We start from the raw sequence: 20,359 nt of genomic DNA on the forward strand, positions 1-20,359 counted from the left end.
AAGTGGCACGGACCCGACGCACCGGACCGGCAAACGTTACCATTCGCGCGCCGGTCGGGGCCGCGCACCGCCTTGTCGGGCGGAGTCCGACCCCGGCCCGGGCTAACCGCCCGACTGCTCCATCGCCGACGCAAGCCTACCCGGCCTCAGTGCTCCGGCGCCAGTTCGACCCCAAGACGACGCGTGATCCGTGCCGTCCGTTTCAACCGAGATTGATGATGCATTCACCTGTTTCACAAACCCGATCGTTCACGACGGTCTTCCTCATCGAAATGTGGGAGCGCTTCGGCTACTACGGCATGGCCGCGCTCCTGGTCCTCTTCATGGTCGACCGGCTCGGTTTCACCGACAGCCATGCGAACCTGACCTGGGGTGCGTTCACCGCACTCGTCTATGCCGCGCCGTCGATCGGCGGCTGGATCGGCGACAAGGTGCTCGGCGCCCGCCGCACGATGATCGTCGGCGCGTCCGTGCTGTGTGCCGGCTACCTGATGCTTTCGGTGCCGAACGACCAGTTGACGTACATGTACGCGTCGCTCGGCGTGATCGTCGTCGGCAACGGCCTGTTCAAGGCCAACGCGGCGAACCTCGTGCGCCGCATCTACGAAGGCGACGACGCGCGCATCGACAGCGCGTTCACGATCTACTACATGGCGGTCAACATCGGCTCGACGGTGTCGATGCTCGCGACACCGTGGATCAAGGATCACTGGGGCTGGCACACCGCGTTCGCGGTCTGCTGCGGCGGCATGCTGCTCGCGATCCTCAACTTCATGCTGATGCATCGCACGCTCGCGCACGTCGGCTCGCAGCCGGACGACGAACCGATCCGCTGGAAGCGCCTCGGCGCGGTCGCGGCCGGCGGCGTCGCGCTCGCGCTGGTCACGCTGTACGTGCTGCAGCACAAGCAGCTCGCCGTGGCCAGCGTATGGACGGCCGCGTTCGCGATCCTCGCGATCTTCGCGTACATGATCGCGAAGTCGGAGCGCTCGGAGCGCGCGGGCCTGATCGCGGCGCTCGTGCTGATCGGCCAGGTGATCCTGTTCTTCATCTTCTACGTGCAGATGTCGACGTCGCTGACGCTGTTCGCGCTGCGCAACGTCGATCCGCGCTTCATCGTGTTCGGCACGACGCTGTTCACGTGGAGCGCCGCGCAGTTCCAGGCGCTGAACCCGATCTGGATCATGCTGCTGAGCCCGCTGCTCGTGTGGGTCTACAACGCCGTCGCGAAGGGCGGCCGCGACCTGCCGGTCGCCGCGAAGTACGCGCTCGGCTTCGGCGCGGTGGCCGCGGGCTACCTGGTGTTCACGATCAGCGGCCGCTATGCCGTGGACGGCCGCGTGTCGTCGTGGTTCATGGTGTGGGGTTACGGCCTGTACTCGCTCGGCGAACTGCTGGTGAGCGGCCTCGGCCTCGCGATGATCGCCCGCTACGTGCCGGCGCGCATGAGCGGCTTCATGATGGGTGCGTATTTCGTCGCGACGGGCGTGTCGCAGTATCTGGGCAGCGTCGTCGCGAACTTCGCGCAGATGCCGTCGCACGAACTGCCGGCCACCGAATCGCTGCCGCTCTACCTGTCGCTGTTCGAGAAGCTCGGCTGGCTCGCCGCGATCGGCATGGTGCTCGCGCTGCTGCTGCTGCCGCTGATGAACCGCCTGTCGCGCCAGCACCAGCGCTGTGCGGAAGAGCGCCGCGAGGAAGCGCTGCAGGCGCAGGGCGTCGCCCCGGCCCGGTAAGTACTATCCCTCGGCGTGCGGCCCGCACGCCATATTCTCCCGCCAGCGCGGCCAGCACGTCCTACACTGGTTGCAACGGCGCATCCGCTCCGTCGCGATGCGCACTGGCGGGAGAAGATCATGAAAAACAAGACGACTCGGCTCTTGAGGATACTGTCGGACATCCGGCACGCGCAGCGCTGCACCGCGATACGCGCCGCCCGGGCCGCAGCCGAAGCCGACGCGATGCTCGCCGAGCGCGACGATCCGGCACCGGACGAACGCGACGACGCCGAATCCGACGACGCAACCGCCGTGCCCCGCTCCCGTATCGGCTCACCTCACTGACGCCGCGGGCGGCACGCGCCGCCTTCCGCGCCGCTCACGCAGCCGCGCCGCGCCACCGCGCGATCCACGTCCCCGAACCGGCCACGGCCATCATCAGCCCGAGCGCGCACGCGTCGGCCACGAGGCCCACGCCGACATGCCGCAGGTCGGCGCCGCCCACGACCGGATGCAGCAGCGAATCGAGGACGAGCGAGATCGCCGCGCCCGCCACGAAGCAGATCAGCCCGCGCTGGCCGACCGCCACGACAGGTCGCACGCCCTGCGCGATCCGCGCGATCCAGCCGAAGCGCACGCAATCGGCCATCAGCCATGCGACGGCCGCGAAGCTCACGACGCGCGGCAGCGCCAGGTCGCGCTTGAACACGCCTTCCGGCAACGGCAAGCCCGAGAACAGCTTGTAGCTCGCGCAACCGAGCACGACCGCGCATGCGAGCCCGGTCGCCGCCGCGCCCCAGCGCCCCAGCGCGATGCGCCGGTAGAACGGCTGGCAGCGCGCCAGCACGCCGGCGACGAACATCAGCTGCCACGCGAACGGGTTGAAGCTCCAGCGGAAGCCGTCGGTATCCAGCAGCTCGGGGCCGAGCCAGCCCGCCGCGCCCCATGACACGACGCTGAACGCAACGAGCAGCCACGGATGGCGACGCGCGAACGGCACGATCACCGGCGACGCGAGCGCGAACAGCACGTACATCGGCAGCACCGACGCCAGATATGGCTGGCGCTGGAACGTCAGCAACTCGGCGGCGCCCGTGAGCGGCGACGCGAGCATCACGCTGACGTCGTCGAGCGCGAGGTTCGGCGCATCGATTCCGTAATGGTCGAGCACGGCCGACACGACCAGCATCAGCGTCGACGTCGCGAGAAACGCGCGGTAGATCTGCATCGCACGCCGCACGAACCGCTGCTGCGCGGCGCGTGCGCCGTGCCGCTCGGCGATCGCGCCGTACGCGCTCGCGGTCGCGAAACCGCCGAGAAACACGAACACCTCGGCTGCATCGCACAGCGCGAACGCATGCAGCGTCACGCGCGACAGCACGCTCGCGCCGATGTGATCGACGACGATCATCAACAGCACGAGCCCGCGGAAGAAGTCGATTTCGATCAGGCGGCCGCCGCGCGGCGGCAGGACCGTGGCGGACGGCGACGGGCTCAACGACATGAGCGCACCGGCACGACGGCGGTGCGACGGGCACCGGGGAAGGGATCGGGAAGAAGCTGGCGAGCGCGGTCAGCGGCGATACGCGTATGCCCGCATCGCACCAACCCGGCTGGCCAGGCACGGAGATGACCGTTCATCGAAAAGCTGCATACGAAGGGTAGTCGGTCAGGTCAGTCTAATGGCCGTTCGGGGAAGACCCTAAGTAACAAAGTGCAACCGAATCTTCTGTTCGATTACACGCGCGAGCCTGACGGAGCGCGGCGGTCGGCGTCGCCAGATTCACGTCAGCGCGACGCCAGCTTGCGGTCAGCATCGCCTCGTTCGGCCACCGGATCGCCGCCGTTCGATCGCGGCGGGAAGCGCGGTGCGATGCACGTTCCGCGCGGCCGCGCCATCGCGACCGGCGCTCATCCGCGTGCGGGCAGGCGCCGCATCAGCATCGCGCTGTGCCATGCGGTGAGCGCGACGGCGGCCCAGATCGGCCCGTAGGTGGCGAGCTTCGCGACGCTCAGCGTCTCGCCGAGCAGCAGCAGCGACACCGCGACGAGCAGCACGGGTTCGACGTAGCCGAGGATCCCGAACAGCGCCATCGGCAGCATCCGGCTCGCCTTCAGGTAGCTGGCGAGCGCGAGCGTGCTGAGCACGCCGAGCCCCGGCAGCAGCGCGGCCCACAGCACCGGATGGCCGTCGACCCGCGTCGCGCTCGTCGCGACCATCACGAACGCGATCGGGCACAGCAGCACGATCTCGACCGCGAACGCGGCCAGCGAATCGGCGTTGATCCGCCGGCGCAGCACGAAATACGGCGGATAACCGAGCGCGACGACAAGCGTCGGCCACGCGAACGCGCGTGTCGCCCACACTTCGTGCGCGACGCCGAGCGCGGCGCACGCGACCGCCGCCCATTGCAGCGGGTCGAGCCGCTCGTGATAGTAGAAACGGCCGACGATCACCATCGTCAGCGGCAGCAGGAAATAACCGAGCGACACCTCGAGCATGCGGCCGTGCAGCGGCGCCCACAGGAACAGCCACAGCTGCACGCCGAGCAGCGCCGCGCTCGCCGGCAGCGCGAGCAGCAGGCGCCAGTCGCGCGCGGTGCGGCGCACGAGACCGACGAGCGCCGGCCAGCGGCCGCGCAGCGCGATCAGCGCGAGCGCGCCCGGCGCGGTCCACAGGACGCGCCACGCGAAGATGTCGAGCCCCGTGAGCGGCGCGAGCAGTTTTGCGTAAACCGACATCAGCGCGAACAGCGTCGACGCCGTCACCGACAACATGAGGCCGCGACCGGCTTCCGGATACCCCGTCATGGTCGTTCAGCGCCGCTTACTGCTGCTGGAAACGCTCGAAGCGCCGCTCGGTCCGGCGCTCCTCGAACGTCACTTCGGTGACGCGCGCGGCCGGCGGCCCATGACGCAGCCACGCGAGCATCCGGTCGATCTGCGCGCCGGGGCCCTGGATCATCGCCTCGACGCTGCCGTCCTCGAGATTCGCGACCCAGCCGCGCAGTTTCAGCGCATGCGCCTCGCGCACCGTCGCATGACGGAAGCCGACGCCCTGCACGACGCCGCGCACCCGCACGTAGTAGGTTTCGATCCGTTCGTCCAGTTCATTGCGGCTCATCGCGTCGCCCTCCCGTTGCATTCAAGCCCGGCATTGTAGTCGCGCCGGCCGCTTCGCACACGCGCCGGCCAGGCGTCGCCGCGTGCGCCGACCACGTACAATCTCGCCGATGCTCAACCGCCGCGCCGCCCGCGCGCGGCCCTGAAGGAAACGCATGACTGATACCTCCCGCGATCTCGTTCTCGTCACCGGCGCGTCCGGCTTCGTCGGCTCGGCCGTCGCGCGCATCGCGCAGCAGAAAGGCTATGCGGTGCGCGTGCTCGTGCGCCCGACCAGCCCGCGCACGAACGTCGCGGATCTCGATGCCGAGATCGTCACCGGCGACATGCGCGACGAGGCGTCGATGCGCGCCGCGCTGCGCGGCGTGCGCTACCTGCTGCACGTCGCGGCCGACTACCGGCTGTGGGCGCCCGATCCCGACGAAATCGAACGCGCGAACCTCGAGGGGGCGGTCGCGACGATGCGCGCGGCCCGCGCGGAGGGCGTCGAGCGGATCGTCTACACGAGCAGCGTCGCGACGCTGAAGGTGACGAGCGCCGGCGATCCGTCCGACGAGAACCGGCCGCTCACGGCCGAGCAGGCGATCGGCGTGTACAAGCGCAGCAAGGTGCGCGCGGAGCGCGCGGTCGAGCGGATGATCGCCGACGAAGGGCTGCCGGCCGTGATCGTCAACCCGTCGACACCGATCGGCCCGCGCGACGTGAAGCCGACGCCGACCGGCCGCATCATCGTCGAGGCCGCGCTCGGCAAGATTCCCGCGTTCGTCGATACGGGGCTGAACCTGGTGCACGTCGACGACGTCGCGCACGGCCACTTCCTCGCGCTCGAGCGCGGCCGGATCGGCGAGCGCTACATCCTCGGCGGCGAGAACCTGCCGCTGCAGCAGATGCTCGCCGACATCGCGCAGATGACGGGCCGCAAGGCGCCGACGATCGCGCTGCCGCGCTGGCCGCTGTACCCGCTCGCGGTCGGCGCCGAAGCGGTCGCGAAGTTCACGAAGAAGGAGCCGTTCGTCACCGTGGACGGGCTGCGGATGTCGAAGAACAAGATGTATTTCACGTCCGCGAAGGCCGAGCGCGAGCTCGGCTACCGTGCGCGTCCGTACCGCGAAGGGCTGCGCGACGCGCTCGACTGGTTCGGCTCGGCGGGCTACCTGAAGTAACACAAAGCGGCGCGCGGCGCGCCGCCTTGCGCACTTTGTTACACGACCCGCGCGGACCGACATCCGCGCAGCGGTTAAAATCGCGGGTCTTACGCAGAGAAGACACGCATGAACCTGAACGATCAGATCGCTTCGCTCGCCACGGGCGTCGATCAGCTCCTCCACGATCACCACGCCGCGCAGCAGGCGGCCCGCAGCGCGGAAGCCTTCGCGCGCGCCGCCGCGGCGGAAGCCCGGGCCGCGGCCGAGCGTCACGCCGCCGCGGAAACCGAAGCGCAGGCCGCCGCGCAGCGCCACACGGCCGCTGCCGCCGACGCCGAAGCCGCGCAGCAGCGCCACGCCAACGCAACCGCTGCCGCCGAAGCCGCCGCCCAACGTCATACCGATGCCGCCGCGCAGGCCGAAGCGGCCGTGCAGCGCCATGCGGAAGCCACCGCGCTGACCGAAGCGCTCGCGCAGCGTCACGCGGACGCCGAAGCCGCATCGCAGCGCCACGCGGCCGCGATCGCCGAAGCCGAGGCCGCCGCGCAACGCCATCACGCCGCGGCAACCGAAGCCGAGGCGGCCGCGCAGCGTCATGCGGCCGCGACCGCCGAAGCCGAAGCCGCCGCGAAACGTCACGCGCAAGCGACTGCCGAAGCCGAAGCGGCTGCACGGCGCCACACGGCCGCGATCGCCGAAGCCGAAGCGCTCGCGCAACGTCACACGCAGGCGATCGCCGAAGCCGAAGCCACCGCGCAGCGTCATGCCGATGCGGCCGCCGAGGCCGAAGCCGTCACGCAGCGCCACACCGAAGCGATCGCGCAAGCCGAAGCGGCCGCGCAGCGTCATGCCGACGCGACCGCCGCGGCCGAGGCCGTCACGCAGCGCCATACCGAAGCGATCGCGCAAGCCGAAGCGGCCGCGCAGCACCACGCGAAGGCCATCGCCGACGCGGAGGCGCTGGTCGAGGCCGTCGTCAAGGAAGCCGCGACGAACGCGGTGGCCGCCCCGGCCGTGGCGGCCGAGGTCGTCGAACCGACGCCGGCGGAACCGATCGTGAGCGCAGCGGCACCGGTCGAGGCCGAAACGGCCGACGTTGCCGGCGCGACGGCGGCCGACACCGCGATCGTCCCGGCGGCCCAAGCCGCATCCGCCGCTGAAACCGACACGGCCGCCGCACCGGCCGACAAGGCGACGCTGCACGTCGCGCGCCCGTCCCAGAACGAACTGACGCTGACCATCAACGGCCAGTCGATCACGCTGCATCCGGAGCAACTGGGCCAGCTGATCGAGGAACTCGCGCATGCGCGCGCGTCGATGCAGCCCGAGCCGCCGGCCGGGATCCCGGCCGGCTGGCGTTTCGTGACGACGAAGAACCCGATGATGGCGGTGCAGAAGCAGTCGAATGGCGACCGCCTGCTGGTCGCCCGTCACACGGGCTACGGCTGGGTGCCGTTCACGTTCTCGCCGGACGTCGTGGTCCAGATGTACATGATGCTGACGCAGCGGTAAGCCGCCGCCCGCCCCAAAACGCAACAGCCCGACCGGTTCACCGATCGGGCTGTTCGTTTTCCGGCTGCCGGGAGGCGCGCCTCCCGGCCGATCCTCAGCGCTCCACCGGCGCCTGCACGCGCGCCTTCCACTGGCCGCCCTTGCCGCGCCAGTAGCGCCACGCGGACGCGAACGTCGCGCCCACGTAGAACAGCGCGACGAGCGGCAGCGCGGGCGCCCACAGCGGCGAGCGCCGGTAGTAGCGCAGCATCGGCGCATACGCGGCGCACATCGACGCCCACGCGAGCCAGGCCGGCCACGCCCGCGCGCCGTACGCGAGCGCCGCGGCGGGCGGCACGAGATAGATGATCGTCATCCCGAGCAGCGTGCCGGCCAGCAGCAGCGGCGAATAGTGCAGCTGCGTGAACGCGGTGCGCGCGATCATGTTCCAGATGTCGCGCCAGCTGTCGTACGGGCGCAGCGACACGCTGCGATCGGCCAGGTCGAGACGGATCGGATGGCGGCCGCTGCCGCGGTGCTTGATCTGCGCGGCGAGGCTGCAATCGTCGATCAGCGCGCCGCGGATCGACTCGATGCCGCCCGCTTCCTCCAGCGCCGTGCGCTTCACGAGCATGCAGCCGCCGGCGGCGCCGGCCGTCCGGTTGCGCGGGTTGTTGATCCACGAGAACGGGTACAGCTTCGCGAAGAAGAACACGAACGCCGGAATCAGCGCCTTTTCCCAGAACGAATCGCAGCGCAGCCGCACCATCAGCGACACGAGATCGCGCTGCTCGGCCTGTGCGCGCGTGACCAGTTGCGCGACGGCGTCGGGCGGATGGCCGATGTCGGCATCCGTCAGCAGCAGGTAGTCGGCCGGCAGGCCGAGCGTCTGCACCGCGGCGATCCCCTGCGACTGTGCCCACACCTTGCCCGACCAGCCGGCCGGCAGCGGCTTCGCGGCCAGCACCGTCAGCCGGTCGGCGCGGTTGATCGCGAGCGCCGCCGCGCGCGCCGCGTCGGCGGTGCCGTCGTCGCTGTGGTCGTCGACAATGATCAGATGAAAGTCGCCCGGATAGTCCTGCTCGAGCAGCGAAGTCGCCGCGCGAGCGATCACGTCGGCTTCGTTGCGCGCCGGCACGACCGCGACGACGGCCGGCCAGCCGGCCTCGGCCGCGGCGCCCCGCGCCTCGGGCGGCAGCGGCCGCGCGGGCACCGCGCGCCAGAAGCCGCCGCGCGCGACGAGCAGCACGATCCAGATCACGAGCGACAGGCCGGACACCAGGAAAGCGATCGCCAGCATCATCGGCACGCCTCCTGCCGGGCGCCGGCATGCCCGATATCAATGGGGGTCAGGATCAAAACACCCGACACCGCATGGGCGGACGGGCAATATGCGTGAGAATCGACGGTCATCGAATGGCCTTGAAATGAGCGCGACGCCGGGCAGCCGGAGCGGCCGCCCGCGAAACCGCGCAGTTTACCGGGTTCCGCGCGCGCCAGCGCCGACGCGGCTCTCCCGCAATTGCAACAGCGCCGATACAGCACCAAAGCACGGACGGCGCGATAGGGTTAAAATGCGCGATTAATTCGGGGTTCCGGGGCCTGGCCGGCCGGTTCGTTCCTGCCTTCATAACATCAAGCCGGGGCGAGCGAGCGAGTGCCAGCTCCTCGAACCCCGGCGTCTGTCGTCGGAGTTCGCTCACCTATGCGAGTCATCCTTGCCCAGCCCCGCGGCTTTTGTGCGGGGGTTGTCCGCGCGATCGAAATCGTCGATCGCGCGCTGCAACAGCACGGTGCGCCGGTTTATGTGCGTCATGAAATCGTGCATAACCGGCACGTCGTAGAAAATCTGCGTAATAAAGGGGCACGATTCGTTGAGGAACTCGACGAGGTGCCGCACGGCGCTGTCGCGATCTTCAGCGCGCACGGTGTCGCCCAGACGGTCGAGCGCGACGCGGAAACGCGCGGGCTCGACGTGCTCGACGCGACCTGCCCGCTCGTCACGAAGGTGCACGTGCAGGGCCGCCAGTACGTCGCGGCGGGCCGCCGGCTGATCCTGATCGGCCACGCGGGCCATCCGGAGGTCGAGGGCACGATCGGCCAGATTCCGGCCGAGGTGATCCTCGTGCAGAGCGAAGCCGAAGTCGATACGCTGACGCTGCCCGTCGACACGCCGGTTGCGTACATCACGCAGACCACGCTGTCGGTCGACGATACGCGCGGCATCATCGAGGCGCTGCAGCGCCGGTTCACCGACATCGTCGGCCCGGACACGCGCGACATCTGCTACGCCACGCAAAATCGCCAGGCCGCCGTGCGGGAGCTGAGCGAACAGGTTGACGTGCTGCTCGTCGTCGGTGCGACGAACAGCTCGAACTCGAACCGCCTGCGCGAGATCGGCACCGAAAGCGGTGTGCCGAGCTATCTCGTCGCCGACGGCTCGGAAGTGAAGGCCGAATGGTTCGCGGGTGTGCAGACGGTCGGCCTGACGGCCGGCGCGTCGGCGCCCGAAGAGATGGTCGAGGATGTAATCGGCGCGCTGCGCGCGCTGGGGCCCGTCGATGTCGCGACGATGGCGGGCCGTGAGGAAAAAGTCGAATTCAAGCTGCCGGCGAAGCTCACGCAAGCCGTCGCCCGCGAAGTTTAAGGAGGACATCCCTTGTCTATTCCGCTGCTCCAGCAAGTCCGTGTCGGCGCGTACATCGTGCGCCAGCACCTGTCCGGCAACAAACGCTATCCGCTCGCGCTGATGCTCGAGCCGCTGTTCCGCTGCAACCTCGCGTGCAACGGCTGCGGCAAGATCGATTATCCGGATCCGATCCTGAACCAGCGCCTGTCCGTCGAGGAATGCCTGCAGGCCGTCGACGAGTGCGGCGCGCCCGTCGTGTCGATCGCCGGCGGCGAACCGCTGCTCCACAAGGAGATGCCGGAAATCGTCAAGGGCATCATGAAGCGCAAGAAATTCGTGTACCTGTGCACGAACGCGCTGCTGATGGAAAAGAAGATGGACGACTACGCGCCGAGCCCGTACTTCGTCTGGTCGGTCCACCTCGACGGCGACAAGGAAGCGCACGATCACTCGGTGTCGCAGGAAGGCGTGTACGACAAGGCCGTCGCGGCAATCAAGGAAGCGAAGCGCCGCGGCTTCCGCGTGAACATCAACTGCACGCTGTTCAACGATGCGGTGCCGGAGCGCGTCGCGAAGTTCTTCGACACGCTGGGCCCGATCGGCGTCGACGGCATCACGGTGTCGCCGGGTTACGCGTACGAGCGCGCGCCGGATCAGCAGCACTTCCTGAACCGCGACAAGACGAAGAACCTGTTCCGCGAAATCCTGAAGCGCGGCGAAGGCGGCAAGCGCTGGTCGTTCAGCCAGTCGTCGCTGTTCCTCGACTTCCTGGCCGGCAACCAGACGTACAAGTGCACGCCGTGGGGCAACCCGGCGCGTACGGTGTTCGGCTGGCAGAAGCCGTGCTACCTGGTCGGCGAAGGTTACGTGAAGACCTTCAAGGAACTGATGGAAACCACGGAGTGGGACAACTACGGCGTCGGCAACTACGAGAAGTGCGCGGACTGCATGGTCCACTGCGGCTTCGAGGCAACGGCCGTGATGGACACGATCTCGAACCCGCTGAAGGCGCTGAAGGTGAGCCGCAAGGGCATCCGGACCGACGGCCCGTTCGCTCCGGACATCTCGATCGCGAAGCAGCGTCCGGCCGAGTACGTGTTCTCGCGCCACGTCGAGATCAAGCTCGAGGAAATCCAGCGCGCCGGCAAGGGCAAGCTGCAGAAGCCGGCGAAGCCGGCAACGGCCGCCTAAACGCGTTGCGCCACGCGGAGGCGGTGCCTCCGCGCAGGTGATAAACATATAGCGCCACGGATTCGCTCCGTGGCGCTTTTGTTTTGGGCCGCGTTACGCCGTCGCCGTGCCGGCTCGGCCGGCCCTGTCTCCTCCATCCTCCCTGCGAAACCGCTGCACGATGCTACGCGGCCAGCGAGTCGGGCACGTGGGCGCGCATCTTCTCCGCCGCGCTCGCAACGAGCGCCGGCTGGCCGCACGACGCGAACGTGCAGACATCACGCCACAGTTCGGCCAGCCGATGCCGCGCGAGCGTCGCGACGCAGGTGTCGTGCGCGGCGAGCACGCGCTCGAGCACCGCGCATTCGTCATCGTGCAGCGTCCATGCGCCGCTTTGCGCCGCGCGCGCCACACTCGCTTCGAGCGCCCGCTCCGCGTCGACGCACAGGTCGATGTCCGCTTCCGCGTACCGCGTATCGTCGAGCGCGAGGAACACCAGGTAGACGCTCGTGCGCAACCGCGTCAGCAGCGCCTCGTTGCCGTGCCCGCCACGCAACGCGACGAGCGCCATGTGGCATTTCAGCGAGATGTCGCGTACATGCGCGGGAGGCAGCGGCAGCAGCCACTCGCGCGTCAACGGCACGCGACGACGGTTTTTGCGTGCGGCCTTCATGCTTCGTGCCCGCTTGCGGGCACTTCAACGCGCGGCAACGCCGCACGCGCGACGCCGGTCGAGCGGATCGGGCATCCCATGATCGTCTCCCGCATCAGAAGGTGTTCTCGCCCTTCAGGTAGAACGCGGTCTTCACGAAGAACGCCTTCACCGGATGACCGCTCTGGGCGTCGCGCGCGGCGCGCGCTTCCATCGCGGCCCGCTCCTCGCGCGACCGGTCAGGCACCGGATTGTGAACGCGTGCGAGCGCACGCTGCATCGCAAGCGGATAGTTCTGGTTGCCGACCGACGTCGCACGATAGCCGGCGCGCGTCATCTGCATCAGTTGCGCGTCGGTTTCGGCACGCGCCGCCGACCAGGTCGACTGCGCGGCATACGACGACCAGTCGGGGCCGGCCGACTGCGCAAAGCTGACGGCGGGCAGCGCAACGAGTGCGCAGGAAAGAACCGCAACGGGAACGAGGGATCGCATAGTGGCCTCCAGATGGTTGTCCCCGCATCGATCGTGATCGTCGATGCGTTGAAACCATCGTATGTCGTGCCGCATGCCGCTTGAATAGCCGATTCCGCAATGGATATTTTCGGCTTCGGAATCCGGTGTGCGCGCGCGCCATTCGCGAATCGCTTCGCACGGGAATTTCTCTATTTCATTCAACGACCTGATCGCGCTTTTGCGCCCGATCGCAGGCGGCACGCCCGCCGCTTTTTCAGTTTCCGAAATGACGTGTTGCCGGCGCGCTCGCGGCGTGCGCACCTGCCGGCAAGGGTCCCGGCGTGATATCGCGCATGCGGATAGCGCGGAAACGATTGCATCGGACCAACGGTTCTTCTGACACAGGACAAGCCATCGGCGCCGAATCGCCGGATCGCCACACGACGTGCCCGGCAAGGACGCGCGATAATCACGCATCGGCCATTCGCTTCGTTTCGCACGGTCTCTCATACCTTCCCATTTTCATCGAGCCCTTCCATGGCTGCCCTCGACACCACCGCCATCGACAGTTGGCACGCGCACGTCTATTTCGATGCGGCCAGCCGCGACGCGGCCTGGGCGTTTCGCCAGGTCGTCGACGAACGGTTCGGCGCGGTCATCGAGCTCGGCCGCTTTCACGAGCGCCTCGTCGGTCCGCATCCGGCCTGGTCGTACCAGATCGCGTTCGATGCCGCGCGCTTCGACGAGATCGTGCCGTGGCTCGTGCTGAACCACGGCGCGCTCGACATCTTCCTGCACCCGAATACCGGCGACGACCTGCGCGACCATCGCGATTGCGCGGTGTGGCTCGGCAAGTCGTATGGGCTGAATCTGGACGCGCTCACCGGGTAACGGCGGCCCGCGGCGCAGCCTTCCCGAGGCTGCATCCACGTTTCGGGTCGACGTGAAACGTCCCGCGGCGGTGCGCCCATACAGTGGGTTTCCGCTCACGACGCTTCCGGACACCCGCCATGACACCCGCAGACACCGACGCCGATGCCCGGCGCATCCATGAAGACTGGCACGCGGCCGTCGTCGCGCGCGACCTCGACGCGCTGATGGCGCTGTATGCCGACGACGCGGTGCTCGAAACGCCGCTCGTCGTCGTCACGCTGCCCGCGCACGGCTCGGGCGTGCTGCACGGCAAGGCCGCGATCGGGGCATTCTTCGCGGCCGGCCTGCAAAATCCGGGCAGCCCGCTCGGACGCTGGTACCGGACCGGGTTGTTCTTCTCGAACGGCCGCCAGCTCGTCTGGGAGTATCCGCGCGCCACGCCGGACGGCGATCAGGTCGATCTCGTCGAAGTCATGGATCTGCGCGACGGCCGGATCGCGCATCATCGCGTGTACTGGGGATGGGTCGGATTCAGTGCGCTGCGGGCCGCCACGCCGGCGCCCGAGCGCGCATGACGGCCGCCGTGCCGGACCGGGCCGCGGCCCGCCGCGTGCTCGCCGCGACCTGCGTGAGCTACACGCTCGTGCTGCTCGACGCGTCGATCGTCAACGTCGCGCTCACCGACATCGCGCACACCTTCGGCGGCCGCGTGGCCGGCCTGCAATGGATAGTGAACGCTTACACGCTCGCGTTCGCGAGCCTGCTGCTGACGGGCGGCACGCTCGGCGACCGGCTCGGCGATCGCACCGTCCATGTCGGGGGGCTCGCGGTGTTCGTCGCCGCGTCGGCGCTGTGCGGCATCGCGCCGACCCTTCCGGCACTTGCCGTCGCGCGTGCGCTGCAAGGCGTCGGCAGCGCGATGCTGGTGCCCTGTTCGCTCGCGCTGATCAACCGCGCCTTCCCCGCACCGGCCGCGCGCGCGTCGGCGATCAGCCTGTGGATGGGCTGCGGCGGCATCGCGATGGCGTCGGGCCCGCTGATCGGCGGGCTGCTGGTCGACCTGTTCGGATGGCGCAGCCTGTTCTTCGTGAACCTGCCGTTCGGGCTCGCCGGCATCTGGCTCGGCCGCACGGTCGTGCGCGCCGCCGCCGACGCGTCGCGACAGTTCGACTGGGCCGGCCAGGCCGCCGCCGCCGTCGCGATCGCCGCGCTGATCGGCACGCTGATCGAAGGCCCGTCGCTCGGCTGGCGCTCGGCACCGATCGTCGGCGGTGCCGCGACGAGCGTCGCCGCATGGATCGCCTTTGTCGCGATCGAAGCGCGGCGCCGCGAACCGATGCTGCCGCTGGCGTTCTTCCGCAACCGGCTGTTCGCGGGATCGACGTTCGTGTCGATGACGTCGGCGTTCGTGTTCTACGGCCTGCTGTTCGTGCTCAGCCTGTTCTATCGGCAGGTTCGCGGCGCGAGCCCGCTCGACACGGGGCTCGCGTTCCTGCCGATGACCGCGATGGTCGCGCTCGGCGGGTTGTGTTCCGGGCGGATCGTCGCGCGCTTCGGGACGCGCGGGCCGATGTGCTCGGCGTTCGGGCTGTATGCGGCAGGCGCGCTCGGCATGACGGGCATCGGCGCGACGACACCGGCGTGGCTCGCGGTCGCGCCGATGCTCGCGATCGGCTTCGCCTCGGGATTCATCTCGCCGGCCGCGACGTCACCGGCGCTCGGGACGATCGACCGGCACCGCGCCGGCGTCGCGGCGGCGGCACTGAACGCGGCGCGGCAGAGCGGATCGGCGCTCGGCGTGGCGATCTTCGGTGCATGCATCGAGACGCTGCAGCCGTTTTCGGTCGCGATGCGGGTGGCGCTGGTCATGGCGATCGCGCTGTCGGCGCTTGCCGCGGTATCGTGGCGGTTCGCGACGCGGCCGACACCGGCAACCGGCGAAGCGGCCGCGCACCTGCAGGCGGCCGCCACGCGACGCTAGCGCATTCCGCGGCAGACAACGCGCTCACGCGACATACATCGCGACACTGACGAACTGGCACAGGCTGCCGGCCAGCACGAAAAGGTGCCAGATACCGTGCCCGTGGCGGATGCGTTCGTCGTTGATGAAGAAGTAGATCCCCGCGCTGTAGATCACGCCGCCGGCCACGAGCCAGGCGGTGCCGACCGGCGGCAGCGCATGAATCAGCGGACGCACCGCGACGAGCGCAAGCCAGCCCATCAGCACGTACAGGATCATCGACAGCATGCGCGTGCGGCGCCCGAGCGTCAGCTCCTGCACGATGCCGAACACGGCGAGCCCCCAGCTCACGCCGAACAGCGACCAGCCCCACGGGCCGCGCAGCGTCACCAGCGTGAACGGCGTGTAGCTGCCGGCGATCAGCAGGTAAATCGCCGAATGGTCGCATTTCTGCAGGATCGCCTTCAGGCGCGGATTGCGCACGCTGTGATACAGCGTCGAGATCGCGTAGAGCAGGAACAACATCGCGCCGTACACGCTGAAGCTCACCACCTTGTACGGATCGCCTTCGAGCGCGCCCATCGTCACGAGCGCCACGAGACCGGCCACCGACAGCACCGCGCCGACGAGATGGGAAATGCTGTTGAAACGCTCACCGACATGCACGACGTGTTCTCCTGCGGTCCATCGGGGAAAAGAGGGACCCCTATGATACCGGCGGCCGGATTTTGCCGTGCTGCGCACGGGCAAACGGCGAAGCGGCCGTCACGCGACGTGCGTCGCCGGCCGCCCAAGAAAAAAGCGCCGCGACTGCCATCGCGGCGCTTCCGTTTCGATCGTCGAACCGCCTGGACAGTCCGGCTCAGCAACACTTCCCGGCGCCCGACCCGTACCGCGCGTTCTGGCGTTCGCGGAAAAATTCCTCGTACGTCATCGGCTCGCGGTCCGGATGGGTGTCGCGCATGTGCGCGACGTAGGTGTCGTAGTCGGGCAGGCCGACCATCAGCCGCAACGCCTGCCCGAGGTAACGCCCCGCGCTGCGCAGGTCGCTGCCAAGATCGCTGAACATCGCGGCCTCCCCTTAACGTCCGCTGCCGAGCGCCTGCGCGGCCGGCATCGCTTCGTACGGCGTCTCGCGCACGGTCGGCTTCGACTCGCGGCGCGCGCGCAGCACGGCGATCACGCCGTACACCGCGATGCTCACGACGACGAAGATGAACAGCCCGGCCAGCGCCGCATCGATGTAGTCGTTGAAGATGATCCGCTTCATCTGCGCGATCGACTTGGCCGGTGCGAGCACCTTGCCTTCATCCACCGCGGCCTGCAGCTTCGCGGCGTGCGCGAGGAAGCTGACCTTCGGGTTCGCGTCGAAAATCTTCTGCCAGCCGGCCGTCAGCGTGCAGATCAGCAGCCACGCGGTCGGCACGACCGTCACCCACGCATAACGTTCGCGCTTCATCTTGAACAGCACGACGGTGCCGAGCACCAGCGCGATCGCGGCGAGCATCTGGTTCGAGATGCCGAACAGCGGCCACAGCGTGTTGATGCCGCCGAGCGGATCGACCACGCCCTGGTACAGGAAGTAGCCCCACGCGGCCACGCACAGCGCGGTGGCGACGAGGTTCGCGGGCAGCGACTCGGTGCGCTTGAGCGCCGGGTGGAACGTGCCGAGCAGGTCCTGCAGCATGAAGCGGCCCGCCCGCGTGCCGGCGTCGACGGCCGTCAGGATGAACAGCGCTTCGAACAGGATCGCGAAGTGATACCAGAACGCCATCATCGCTTCGCCGCCGATCACCTGGTGCAGGATGTGCGCCATGCCGACGGCCAGCGTCGGCGCGCCGCCCGCGCGCGCGATGATCGTCGTTTCGCCGACGGCCTTCGCGGTCTGCGTCAGCATGTCGGGCGTCAGCACGAAGCCCCATTGCGTGACGGTGTTCGCCACCGCTTCCGGCGTCGAGCCGAGCACGGCGGCCGGTGCGTTCATCGCGAAGTAGATGCCCGGCTCGATCACGCAGGCCGCGACCAGCGCCATGATCGCGACGAACGATTCCATCAGCATCGCGCCGTAACCGATGAAGCGCGCGTTGGTTTCGTTGTCGATCAGCTTCGGCGTCGTGCCCGACGAGATCAGCGCGTGGAAACCCGACACCGCGCCGCACGCGATCGTGATGAACAGGAACGGGAACAGGTTGCCCGACCACACCGGGCCCGTGCCGTCGACGAACTTCGTCAGCGCGGGCATCTTCAGTTCCGGTGCGACGACCAGGATGCCGATCGCGAGGCCGAGGATCGTGCCGATCTTCAGGAACGTCGACAGGTAGTCGCGCGGCGCGAGCAGCAGCCACACCGGCAGCACCGACGCGACGAAGCCGTAGCCGATCAGGATCCACGTGAGCTGCGTGCCGGTGAACGTGAACCATGCGGCGAAGGTCGGCGACGCGGCCACGTTCTGGCCGAACGCGATCGCCGCCATCAGCCCGATGAAGCCGATGACCGACACTTCGCCGATGCGGCCCGGGCGAATGTAGCGCGTATAGATGCCCATGAACAGCGCGATCGGAATCGTCGCGGCGACGGTGAACGTACCCCACGGCGAGTTGGTCAGCGCCTTCACGACGATCAGCGCGAGCACCGCGAGGATGATCACCATGATCAGGAACGCGCCGAACAGCGCGATCACGCCGGGCACCGTGCCGAGTTCCATCTTGACGAGATCGCCGAGCGAACGGCCGTCGCGGCGCGTCGAGATGAACAGCACGATGAAGTCCTGCACCGCGCCGGCGAACACGACGCCGGCCAGGATCCACAGCATGCCGGGCGTGTAGCCCATCTGCGCGGCGAGCACGGGGCCGACCAGCGGCCCGGCGCCGGCGATCGCGGCGAAGTGATGGCCGAACAGCACGTACTTGTTGGTCGGCACGTAGTCGAGGCCGTCGTTGTACTTGACCGCCGGCGTCATCCGCAGCCCGTCGAGCTGCATGACCTTGCTGGCGATGAAACGACTGTAGAAGCGATACGCGATCAGATACACGCAGACAGCGGCGATCACGATCCAGAGGGCACTCACGCGCTCGCCGTGTGCGAGTGCGATGGTGCCGAACGAGAACGCGCCGAGCAGCGCGACCGCGATCCAGAGCAGGGTACTGGAAGCCCGATTCATGGCGTCTCCTGGTCTCCAATGTGGTTTTAGATGGCGTGCGGCGCAGGGGCCGCGCACACGTGACGTCGATGCGTCGTGCCGCGGCCTCGCAAAGGCCGCGACGATGGGCCGTAGTATTCCGCGCGACGGGGGCGGCTTACAAGCGGATAACTACGTACGCGCGACTACGTAGAATTACGTAGATGCCGGTTGCGTGGCGATCGGCTGGCATGCGATTGATCGTGGACGGCGAGCCACGTACAGTGTTCGCCTGTCTCCATTCCGGAACCGCCATGCCGATCCGATTTCAGAAGATGAACGCAAACGGCGATGACTTCGTCATCGTCGACCTGCGCGGTCAGGATCGGGATCGCGTGCCCCGCCTCGATCGCGACCTCGTGCGGCGCATGGGCGACCGGCACAGCGGCATCGGCTTCAACCAGCTCGCGGTGGTGACGGACTGCGACGACGCGGCCGCACAGGTCGCGTTCTGGAATCCCGACGGCTCGACGCTCGATACCTGCGGCAGCGCGACACGCGGCGTCGCGTGGCAGCTGATGCGGGAAACCGGCGCGGCGTCGATCGTGCTGCGCACGAATCGCGGGCCCCTGCAGTGTGCGTACGACGCGCACGGGTCGATCAAGGTCGAGATGGGCGTGCCGCGCGTCGGCTGGCGGGACGTGCCCGTCGCCGAAGCCGTCGATACGCTCGCGCTGCCGTTGCCCGGCGCGCCGGCCGCGTGCAGCATGGGCAATCCGCACTGCACGTTCTTCGTCGACGACGTCGATGCGGTCGACCTCGAAGCGCTCGGTCCGGCCATCGAAACGCATCCGCTGTTTCCGCGGAAAACCAACGTGCACGCCGTACAGGTCATCGATCGCACGCACATTCGTCTTCGCATCTGGGAGCGCGGCGGCGGCGTGCCGCTCGGGTCCGGCTCGTGTTCGTGCGGCGCGGCGGTCAACGGCATCCGGCGCGGGCTGCTCGACGATACCGTGCGGGTGACGTGCGACGGCGGCGACGTCGCCGTTCAATGGGACGGCGCCGGCAGCGTGTTCCTGAGCGGGCCCGTCACGTTCGGGTTCAGCGGGGTGTGGCTGTGATGACCGACGACGCACAAGCCTTCCACGCGCTGCGCCCGCGCCTGCAGAAGATCGCGTACCGGATGCTCGGCTCCGTCGCGGATGCCGAGGACATCGTGCAGGACGTGTGGCTGCGCTGGCACGACGCGGCGCGCGGCAGCATCGAGAACCCCGAGGCCTGGCTCGTCGCGGTCACGACGCGCACGTCGATCGACCGCCTGCGCGCGGCGAAGCTCCGGCGCGAGCACTATGCGGGCATCTGGCTGCCGGAACCGGAGCTCGGCGAATCGCCTGCAACGCCCGAGGAAATGACGGAGCGCGCGAACGACGTGTCGGTCGCGTACCTCCTGCTGCTCGAACGGCTGACGCCGGAAGCGCGCGCGGCGTTCCTGCTGCACGAAATCTTCGAGTTCGACTACGACCGGGTCGCCGACGCGATCGGCAAGTCCGAAGCCGCGTGCCGGCAGCTCGTCAGCCGGGCCCGGGCGCGGCTGCGCGACGATCTCCAGCCGCGGCGCACGGTGCCGCACGAAACGCATCGCCGATTGCTGCAGACGTTCACGCATGCGCTCGCGCACGGCGATTTCCCGTCGATCCAGGCGCTGCTCGCCGAGGACGCGATGCTGATCGGCGACGGCGGCGGCCACGTCCAGAGCTTCCCGAAACCGATGGTCGGCGGCCGGCGGATCGCTCAACTGTTCTATGCGACGTGGTTGCGCTCCGGCAGCGGTGTCGAGATGCGGCCGGTCGTGCTGAACGGCCAGTGGGCAATGCTGCGTTTCATCGACGGGCAGCTCGAAGCGGCGATGTCGTTCGAGACCGACGGCACGCGCATCGTCCGGCTTCTCGTGCAGCGCAATCCCGAGAAGCTCGCCCGCATCGCGGCCGCCTGCGCCGCCGGCTGACGCGCGCATCGCGCCCCC

20 protein-coding genes are annotated in these 20,359 nt (G+C 68.7%); 11 read left to right on the plus strand and 9 right to left on the minus strand.

All coding sequences use genetic code 11. From position 1 onward, the window contains the following. Positions 1 to 215 precede the first annotated feature (215 nt). Together HWX00_RS22650 and HWX00_RS22655 are read left to right on the plus strand one after the other, a co-directional pair. The gene (locus HWX00_RS22650; protein ID WP_034187642.1) at positions 216 to 1,736 is read left to right on the plus strand and encodes a peptide MFS transporter; all 1,521 of its coding nucleotides are present in this window, start codon (positions 216 to 218) and stop codon (positions 1,734 to 1,736) included. Between the two features lie 120 nt (positions 1,737 to 1,856). After that, the gene (locus HWX00_RS22655; RefSeq protein ID WP_175027404.1) at positions 1,857 to 2,063 is read left to right on the plus strand and encodes a hypothetical protein; all 207 of its coding nucleotides are present in this window, start codon (positions 1,857 to 1,859) and stop codon (positions 2,061 to 2,063) included. 34 nt (positions 2,064 to 2,097) lie between these two features. On the opposite strand, the gene HWX00_RS22660 is transcribed toward HWX00_RS22655, so the two are convergent. From HWX00_RS22660 to HWX00_RS22670, 3 genes are all read right to left on the minus strand, one after another. Continuing rightward, entirely contained in the window at positions 2,098 to 3,222 is a 1,125-nt protein-coding gene (locus tag HWX00_RS22660; RefSeq protein ID WP_034187640.1) for an OpgC domain-containing protein, read from the minus strand. Between the two features lie 407 nt (positions 3,223 to 3,629). Further along, positions 3,630 to 4,529 (minus strand): EamA family transporter RarD, encoded by a 900-nt coding sequence (rarD, locus tag HWX00_RS22665; RefSeq protein ID WP_049036058.1) that lies wholly within the window; start codon positions 4,527 to 4,529, stop codon positions 3,630 to 3,632. A gap of 16 nt (positions 4,530 to 4,545) precedes the next feature. Next, a complete protein-coding gene (locus HWX00_RS22670) occupies positions 4,546 to 4,842 on the minus strand; it encodes an acylphosphatase (protein ID WP_034187849.1) in 297 nt (98 codons plus the stop codon). A gap of 154 nt (positions 4,843 to 4,996) precedes the next feature. Here HWX00_RS22670 and hpnA point away from each other — a divergent pair, with 154 nt between their 5' ends. Further along, positions 4,997 to 6,004: a hopanoid-associated sugar epimerase gene (gene hpnA / locus HWX00_RS22675; RefSeq protein WP_034187638.1), complete on the plus strand. Its 1,008-nt coding sequence runs from the start codon at positions 4,997 to 4,999 to the stop codon at positions 6,002 to 6,004. Positions 6,005 to 6,112: 108 nt separating this feature from the next. After that, positions 6,113 to 7,498, plus strand: coding sequence for a phage tail protein (locus HWX00_RS22680; RefSeq protein ID WP_175027403.1), 1,386 nt, complete (start codon positions 6,113 to 6,115; stop codon positions 7,496 to 7,498). Between the two features lie 94 nt (positions 7,499 to 7,592). Here the strand turns inward: HWX00_RS22680 and HWX00_RS22685 are convergent, their stop codons facing one another. After that, positions 7,593 to 8,780 (minus strand): glycosyltransferase, encoded by a 1,188-nt coding sequence (locus tag HWX00_RS22685; RefSeq protein WP_034187636.1) that lies wholly within the window; start codon positions 8,778 to 8,780, stop codon positions 7,593 to 7,595. A gap of 402 nt (positions 8,781 to 9,182) precedes the next feature. Between HWX00_RS22685 and ispH the strand changes: the two genes are divergently transcribed. Continuing rightward, positions 9,183 to 10,124: a 4-hydroxy-3-methylbut-2-enyl diphosphate reductase gene (gene ispH / locus HWX00_RS22690; RefSeq protein ID WP_034187635.1), complete on the plus strand. Its 942-nt coding sequence runs from the start codon at positions 9,183 to 9,185 to the stop codon at positions 10,122 to 10,124. A 12-nt stretch (positions 10,125 to 10,136) separates the two neighbouring features. Beyond that, positions 10,137 to 11,297, plus strand: a complete 1,161-nt coding sequence (gene hpnH, locus HWX00_RS22695; protein WP_034187634.1) for an adenosyl-hopene transferase HpnH — start codon at positions 10,137 to 10,139, stop codon at positions 11,295 to 11,297. 163 nt (positions 11,298 to 11,460) lie between these two features. Here hpnH and HWX00_RS22700 read toward each other — a convergent pair whose 3' ends face one another. Both HWX00_RS22700 and HWX00_RS37320 read right to left on the minus strand, forming a co-directional pair. Beyond that, complete coding sequence (locus HWX00_RS22700; protein ID WP_175027402.1) at positions 11,461 to 11,949, minus strand: hypothetical protein; 489 nt, start codon at positions 11,947 to 11,949, stop codon at positions 11,461 to 11,463. A gap of 94 nt (positions 11,950 to 12,043) precedes the next feature. Beyond that, on the minus strand, positions 12,044 to 12,421 hold the full coding sequence (locus tag HWX00_RS37320) for a hypothetical protein (protein ID WP_034187632.1): 378 nt from the start codon (positions 12,419 to 12,421) through the stop codon (positions 12,044 to 12,046). Positions 12,422 to 12,919: 498 nt separating this feature from the next. On the opposite strand from HWX00_RS37320, the gene HWX00_RS22710 reads away from it, so the two are divergent. From HWX00_RS22710 to HWX00_RS22720, 3 genes are all read left to right on the plus strand, one after another. Beyond that, positions 12,920 to 13,273, plus strand: a complete 354-nt coding sequence (locus HWX00_RS22710) for a DOPA 4,5-dioxygenase family protein (protein ID WP_034187631.1) — start codon at positions 12,920 to 12,922, stop codon at positions 13,271 to 13,273. Between the two features lie 119 nt (positions 13,274 to 13,392). Then, positions 13,393 to 13,830 carry a nuclear transport factor 2 family protein gene (locus tag HWX00_RS22715; RefSeq protein WP_175027401.1) on the plus strand — a complete coding sequence of 146 codons (438 nt, stop codon included), beginning with the start codon at positions 13,393 to 13,395 and terminating at the stop codon, positions 13,828 to 13,830. Continuing rightward, positions 13,827 to 15,236, plus strand: a complete 1,410-nt coding sequence (locus HWX00_RS22720) for an MFS transporter (RefSeq protein WP_175027400.1) — start codon at positions 13,827 to 13,829, stop codon at positions 15,234 to 15,236. Before HWX00_RS22715 ends, HWX00_RS22720 begins: the two co-directional genes overlap by 4 nt. 24 nt (positions 15,237 to 15,260) lie before the next feature. On the opposite strand, the gene trhA is transcribed toward HWX00_RS22720, so the two are convergent. From trhA to HWX00_RS22735, 3 genes are all read right to left on the minus strand, one after another. After that, positions 15,261 to 15,881 carry a PAQR family membrane homeostasis protein TrhA gene (gene trhA / locus HWX00_RS22725; protein ID WP_034187629.1) on the minus strand — a complete coding sequence of 207 codons (621 nt, stop codon included), beginning with the start codon at positions 15,879 to 15,881 and terminating at the stop codon, positions 15,261 to 15,263. Positions 15,882 to 16,077: 196 nt separating this feature from the next. After that, positions 16,078 to 16,284: a YbdD/YjiX family protein gene (locus HWX00_RS22730; RefSeq protein WP_006766647.1), complete on the minus strand. Its 207-nt coding sequence runs from the start codon at positions 16,282 to 16,284 to the stop codon at positions 16,078 to 16,080. A gap of 12 nt (positions 16,285 to 16,296) precedes the next feature. Then, complete coding sequence (locus tag HWX00_RS22735; RefSeq protein WP_034187628.1) at positions 16,297 to 18,375, minus strand: carbon starvation CstA family protein; 2,079 nt, start codon at positions 18,373 to 18,375, stop codon at positions 16,297 to 16,299. 272 nt (positions 18,376 to 18,647) lie between these two features. Between HWX00_RS22735 and dapF the strand changes: the two genes are divergently transcribed. Further along, positions 18,648 to 19,457, plus strand: a complete 810-nt coding sequence (dapF, locus tag HWX00_RS22740) for a diaminopimelate epimerase (protein WP_175027399.1) — start codon at positions 18,648 to 18,650, stop codon at positions 19,455 to 19,457. Continuing rightward, the gene (locus HWX00_RS22745; RefSeq protein ID WP_175027398.1) at positions 19,457 to 20,341 is read left to right on the plus strand and encodes an RNA polymerase sigma-70 factor; all 885 of its coding nucleotides are present in this window, start codon (positions 19,457 to 19,459) and stop codon (positions 20,339 to 20,341) included. The genes dapF and HWX00_RS22745 overlap by 1 nt, the downstream gene beginning before the upstream one ends. Positions 20,342 to 20,359 lie beyond the last annotated feature (18 nt).

Origin of the sequence: Burkholderia seminalis DSM 23518 (assembly GCF_902832885.1) — a bacterium.
GTDB lineage: Bacteria > Pseudomonadota > Gammaproteobacteria > Burkholderiales > Burkholderiaceae > Burkholderia > Burkholderia seminalis.

Bases quoted from the DNA above. Each gene is read 5' to 3' on its own strand.
- HWX00_RS22650 (WP_034187642.1), top strand. From the start codon at position 216: ATGATGCATTCACCTGTTTCACAAACCCGATCGTTCACGACGGTCTTC.
- HWX00_RS22655 (WP_175027404.1), top strand. From the start codon at position 1,857: ATGAAAAACAAGACGACTCGGCTCTTGAGGATACTGTCGGACATCCGG.
- HWX00_RS22660 (WP_034187640.1), bottom strand. From the start codon at position 3,222: ATGTCGTTGAGCCCGTCGCCGTCCGCCACGGTCCTGCCGCCGCGCGGC.
- rarD (WP_049036058.1), bottom strand. From the start codon at position 4,529: ATGACGGGGTATCCGGAAGCCGGTCGCGGCCTCATGTTGTCGGTGACG.
- HWX00_RS22670 (WP_034187849.1), bottom strand. From the start codon at position 4,842: ATGAGCCGCAATGAACTGGACGAACGGATCGAAACCTACTACGTGCGG.
- hpnA (WP_034187638.1), top strand. From the start codon at position 4,997: ATGACTGATACCTCCCGCGATCTCGTTCTCGTCACCGGCGCGTCCGGC.
- HWX00_RS22680 (WP_175027403.1), top strand. From the start codon at position 6,113: ATGAACCTGAACGATCAGATCGCTTCGCTCGCCACGGGCGTCGATCAG.
- HWX00_RS22685 (WP_034187636.1), bottom strand. From the start codon at position 8,780: ATGATGCTGGCGATCGCTTTCCTGGTGTCCGGCCTGTCGCTCGTGATC.
- ispH (WP_034187635.1), top strand. From the start codon at position 9,183: ATGCGAGTCATCCTTGCCCAGCCCCGCGGCTTTTGTGCGGGGGTTGTC.
- HWX00_RS22700 (WP_175027402.1), bottom strand. From the start codon at position 11,949: ATGAAGGCCGCACGCAAAAACCGTCGTCGCGTGCCGTTGACGCGCGAG.
- HWX00_RS37320 (WP_034187632.1), bottom strand. From the start codon at position 12,421: ATGCGATCCCTCGTTCCCGTTGCGGTTCTTTCCTGCGCACTCGTTGCG.
- HWX00_RS22710 (WP_034187631.1), top strand. From the start codon at position 12,920: ATGGCTGCCCTCGACACCACCGCCATCGACAGTTGGCACGCGCACGTC.
- HWX00_RS22715 (WP_175027401.1), top strand. From the start codon at position 13,393: ATGACACCCGCAGACACCGACGCCGATGCCCGGCGCATCCATGAAGAC.
- HWX00_RS22720 (WP_175027400.1), top strand. From the start codon at position 13,827: ATGACGGCCGCCGTGCCGGACCGGGCCGCGGCCCGCCGCGTGCTCGCC.
- HWX00_RS22730 (WP_006766647.1), bottom strand. From the start codon at position 16,284: ATGTTCAGCGATCTTGGCAGCGACCTGCGCAGCGCGGGGCGTTACCTC.
- HWX00_RS22735 (WP_034187628.1), bottom strand. From the start codon at position 18,375: ATGAATCGGGCTTCCAGTACCCTGCTCTGGATCGCGGTCGCGCTGCTC.
- dapF (WP_175027399.1), top strand. From the start codon at position 18,648: ATGCCGATCCGATTTCAGAAGATGAACGCAAACGGCGATGACTTCGTC.
- HWX00_RS22745 (WP_175027398.1), top strand. From the start codon at position 19,457: ATGACCGACGACGCACAAGCCTTCCACGCGCTGCGCCCGCGCCTGCAG.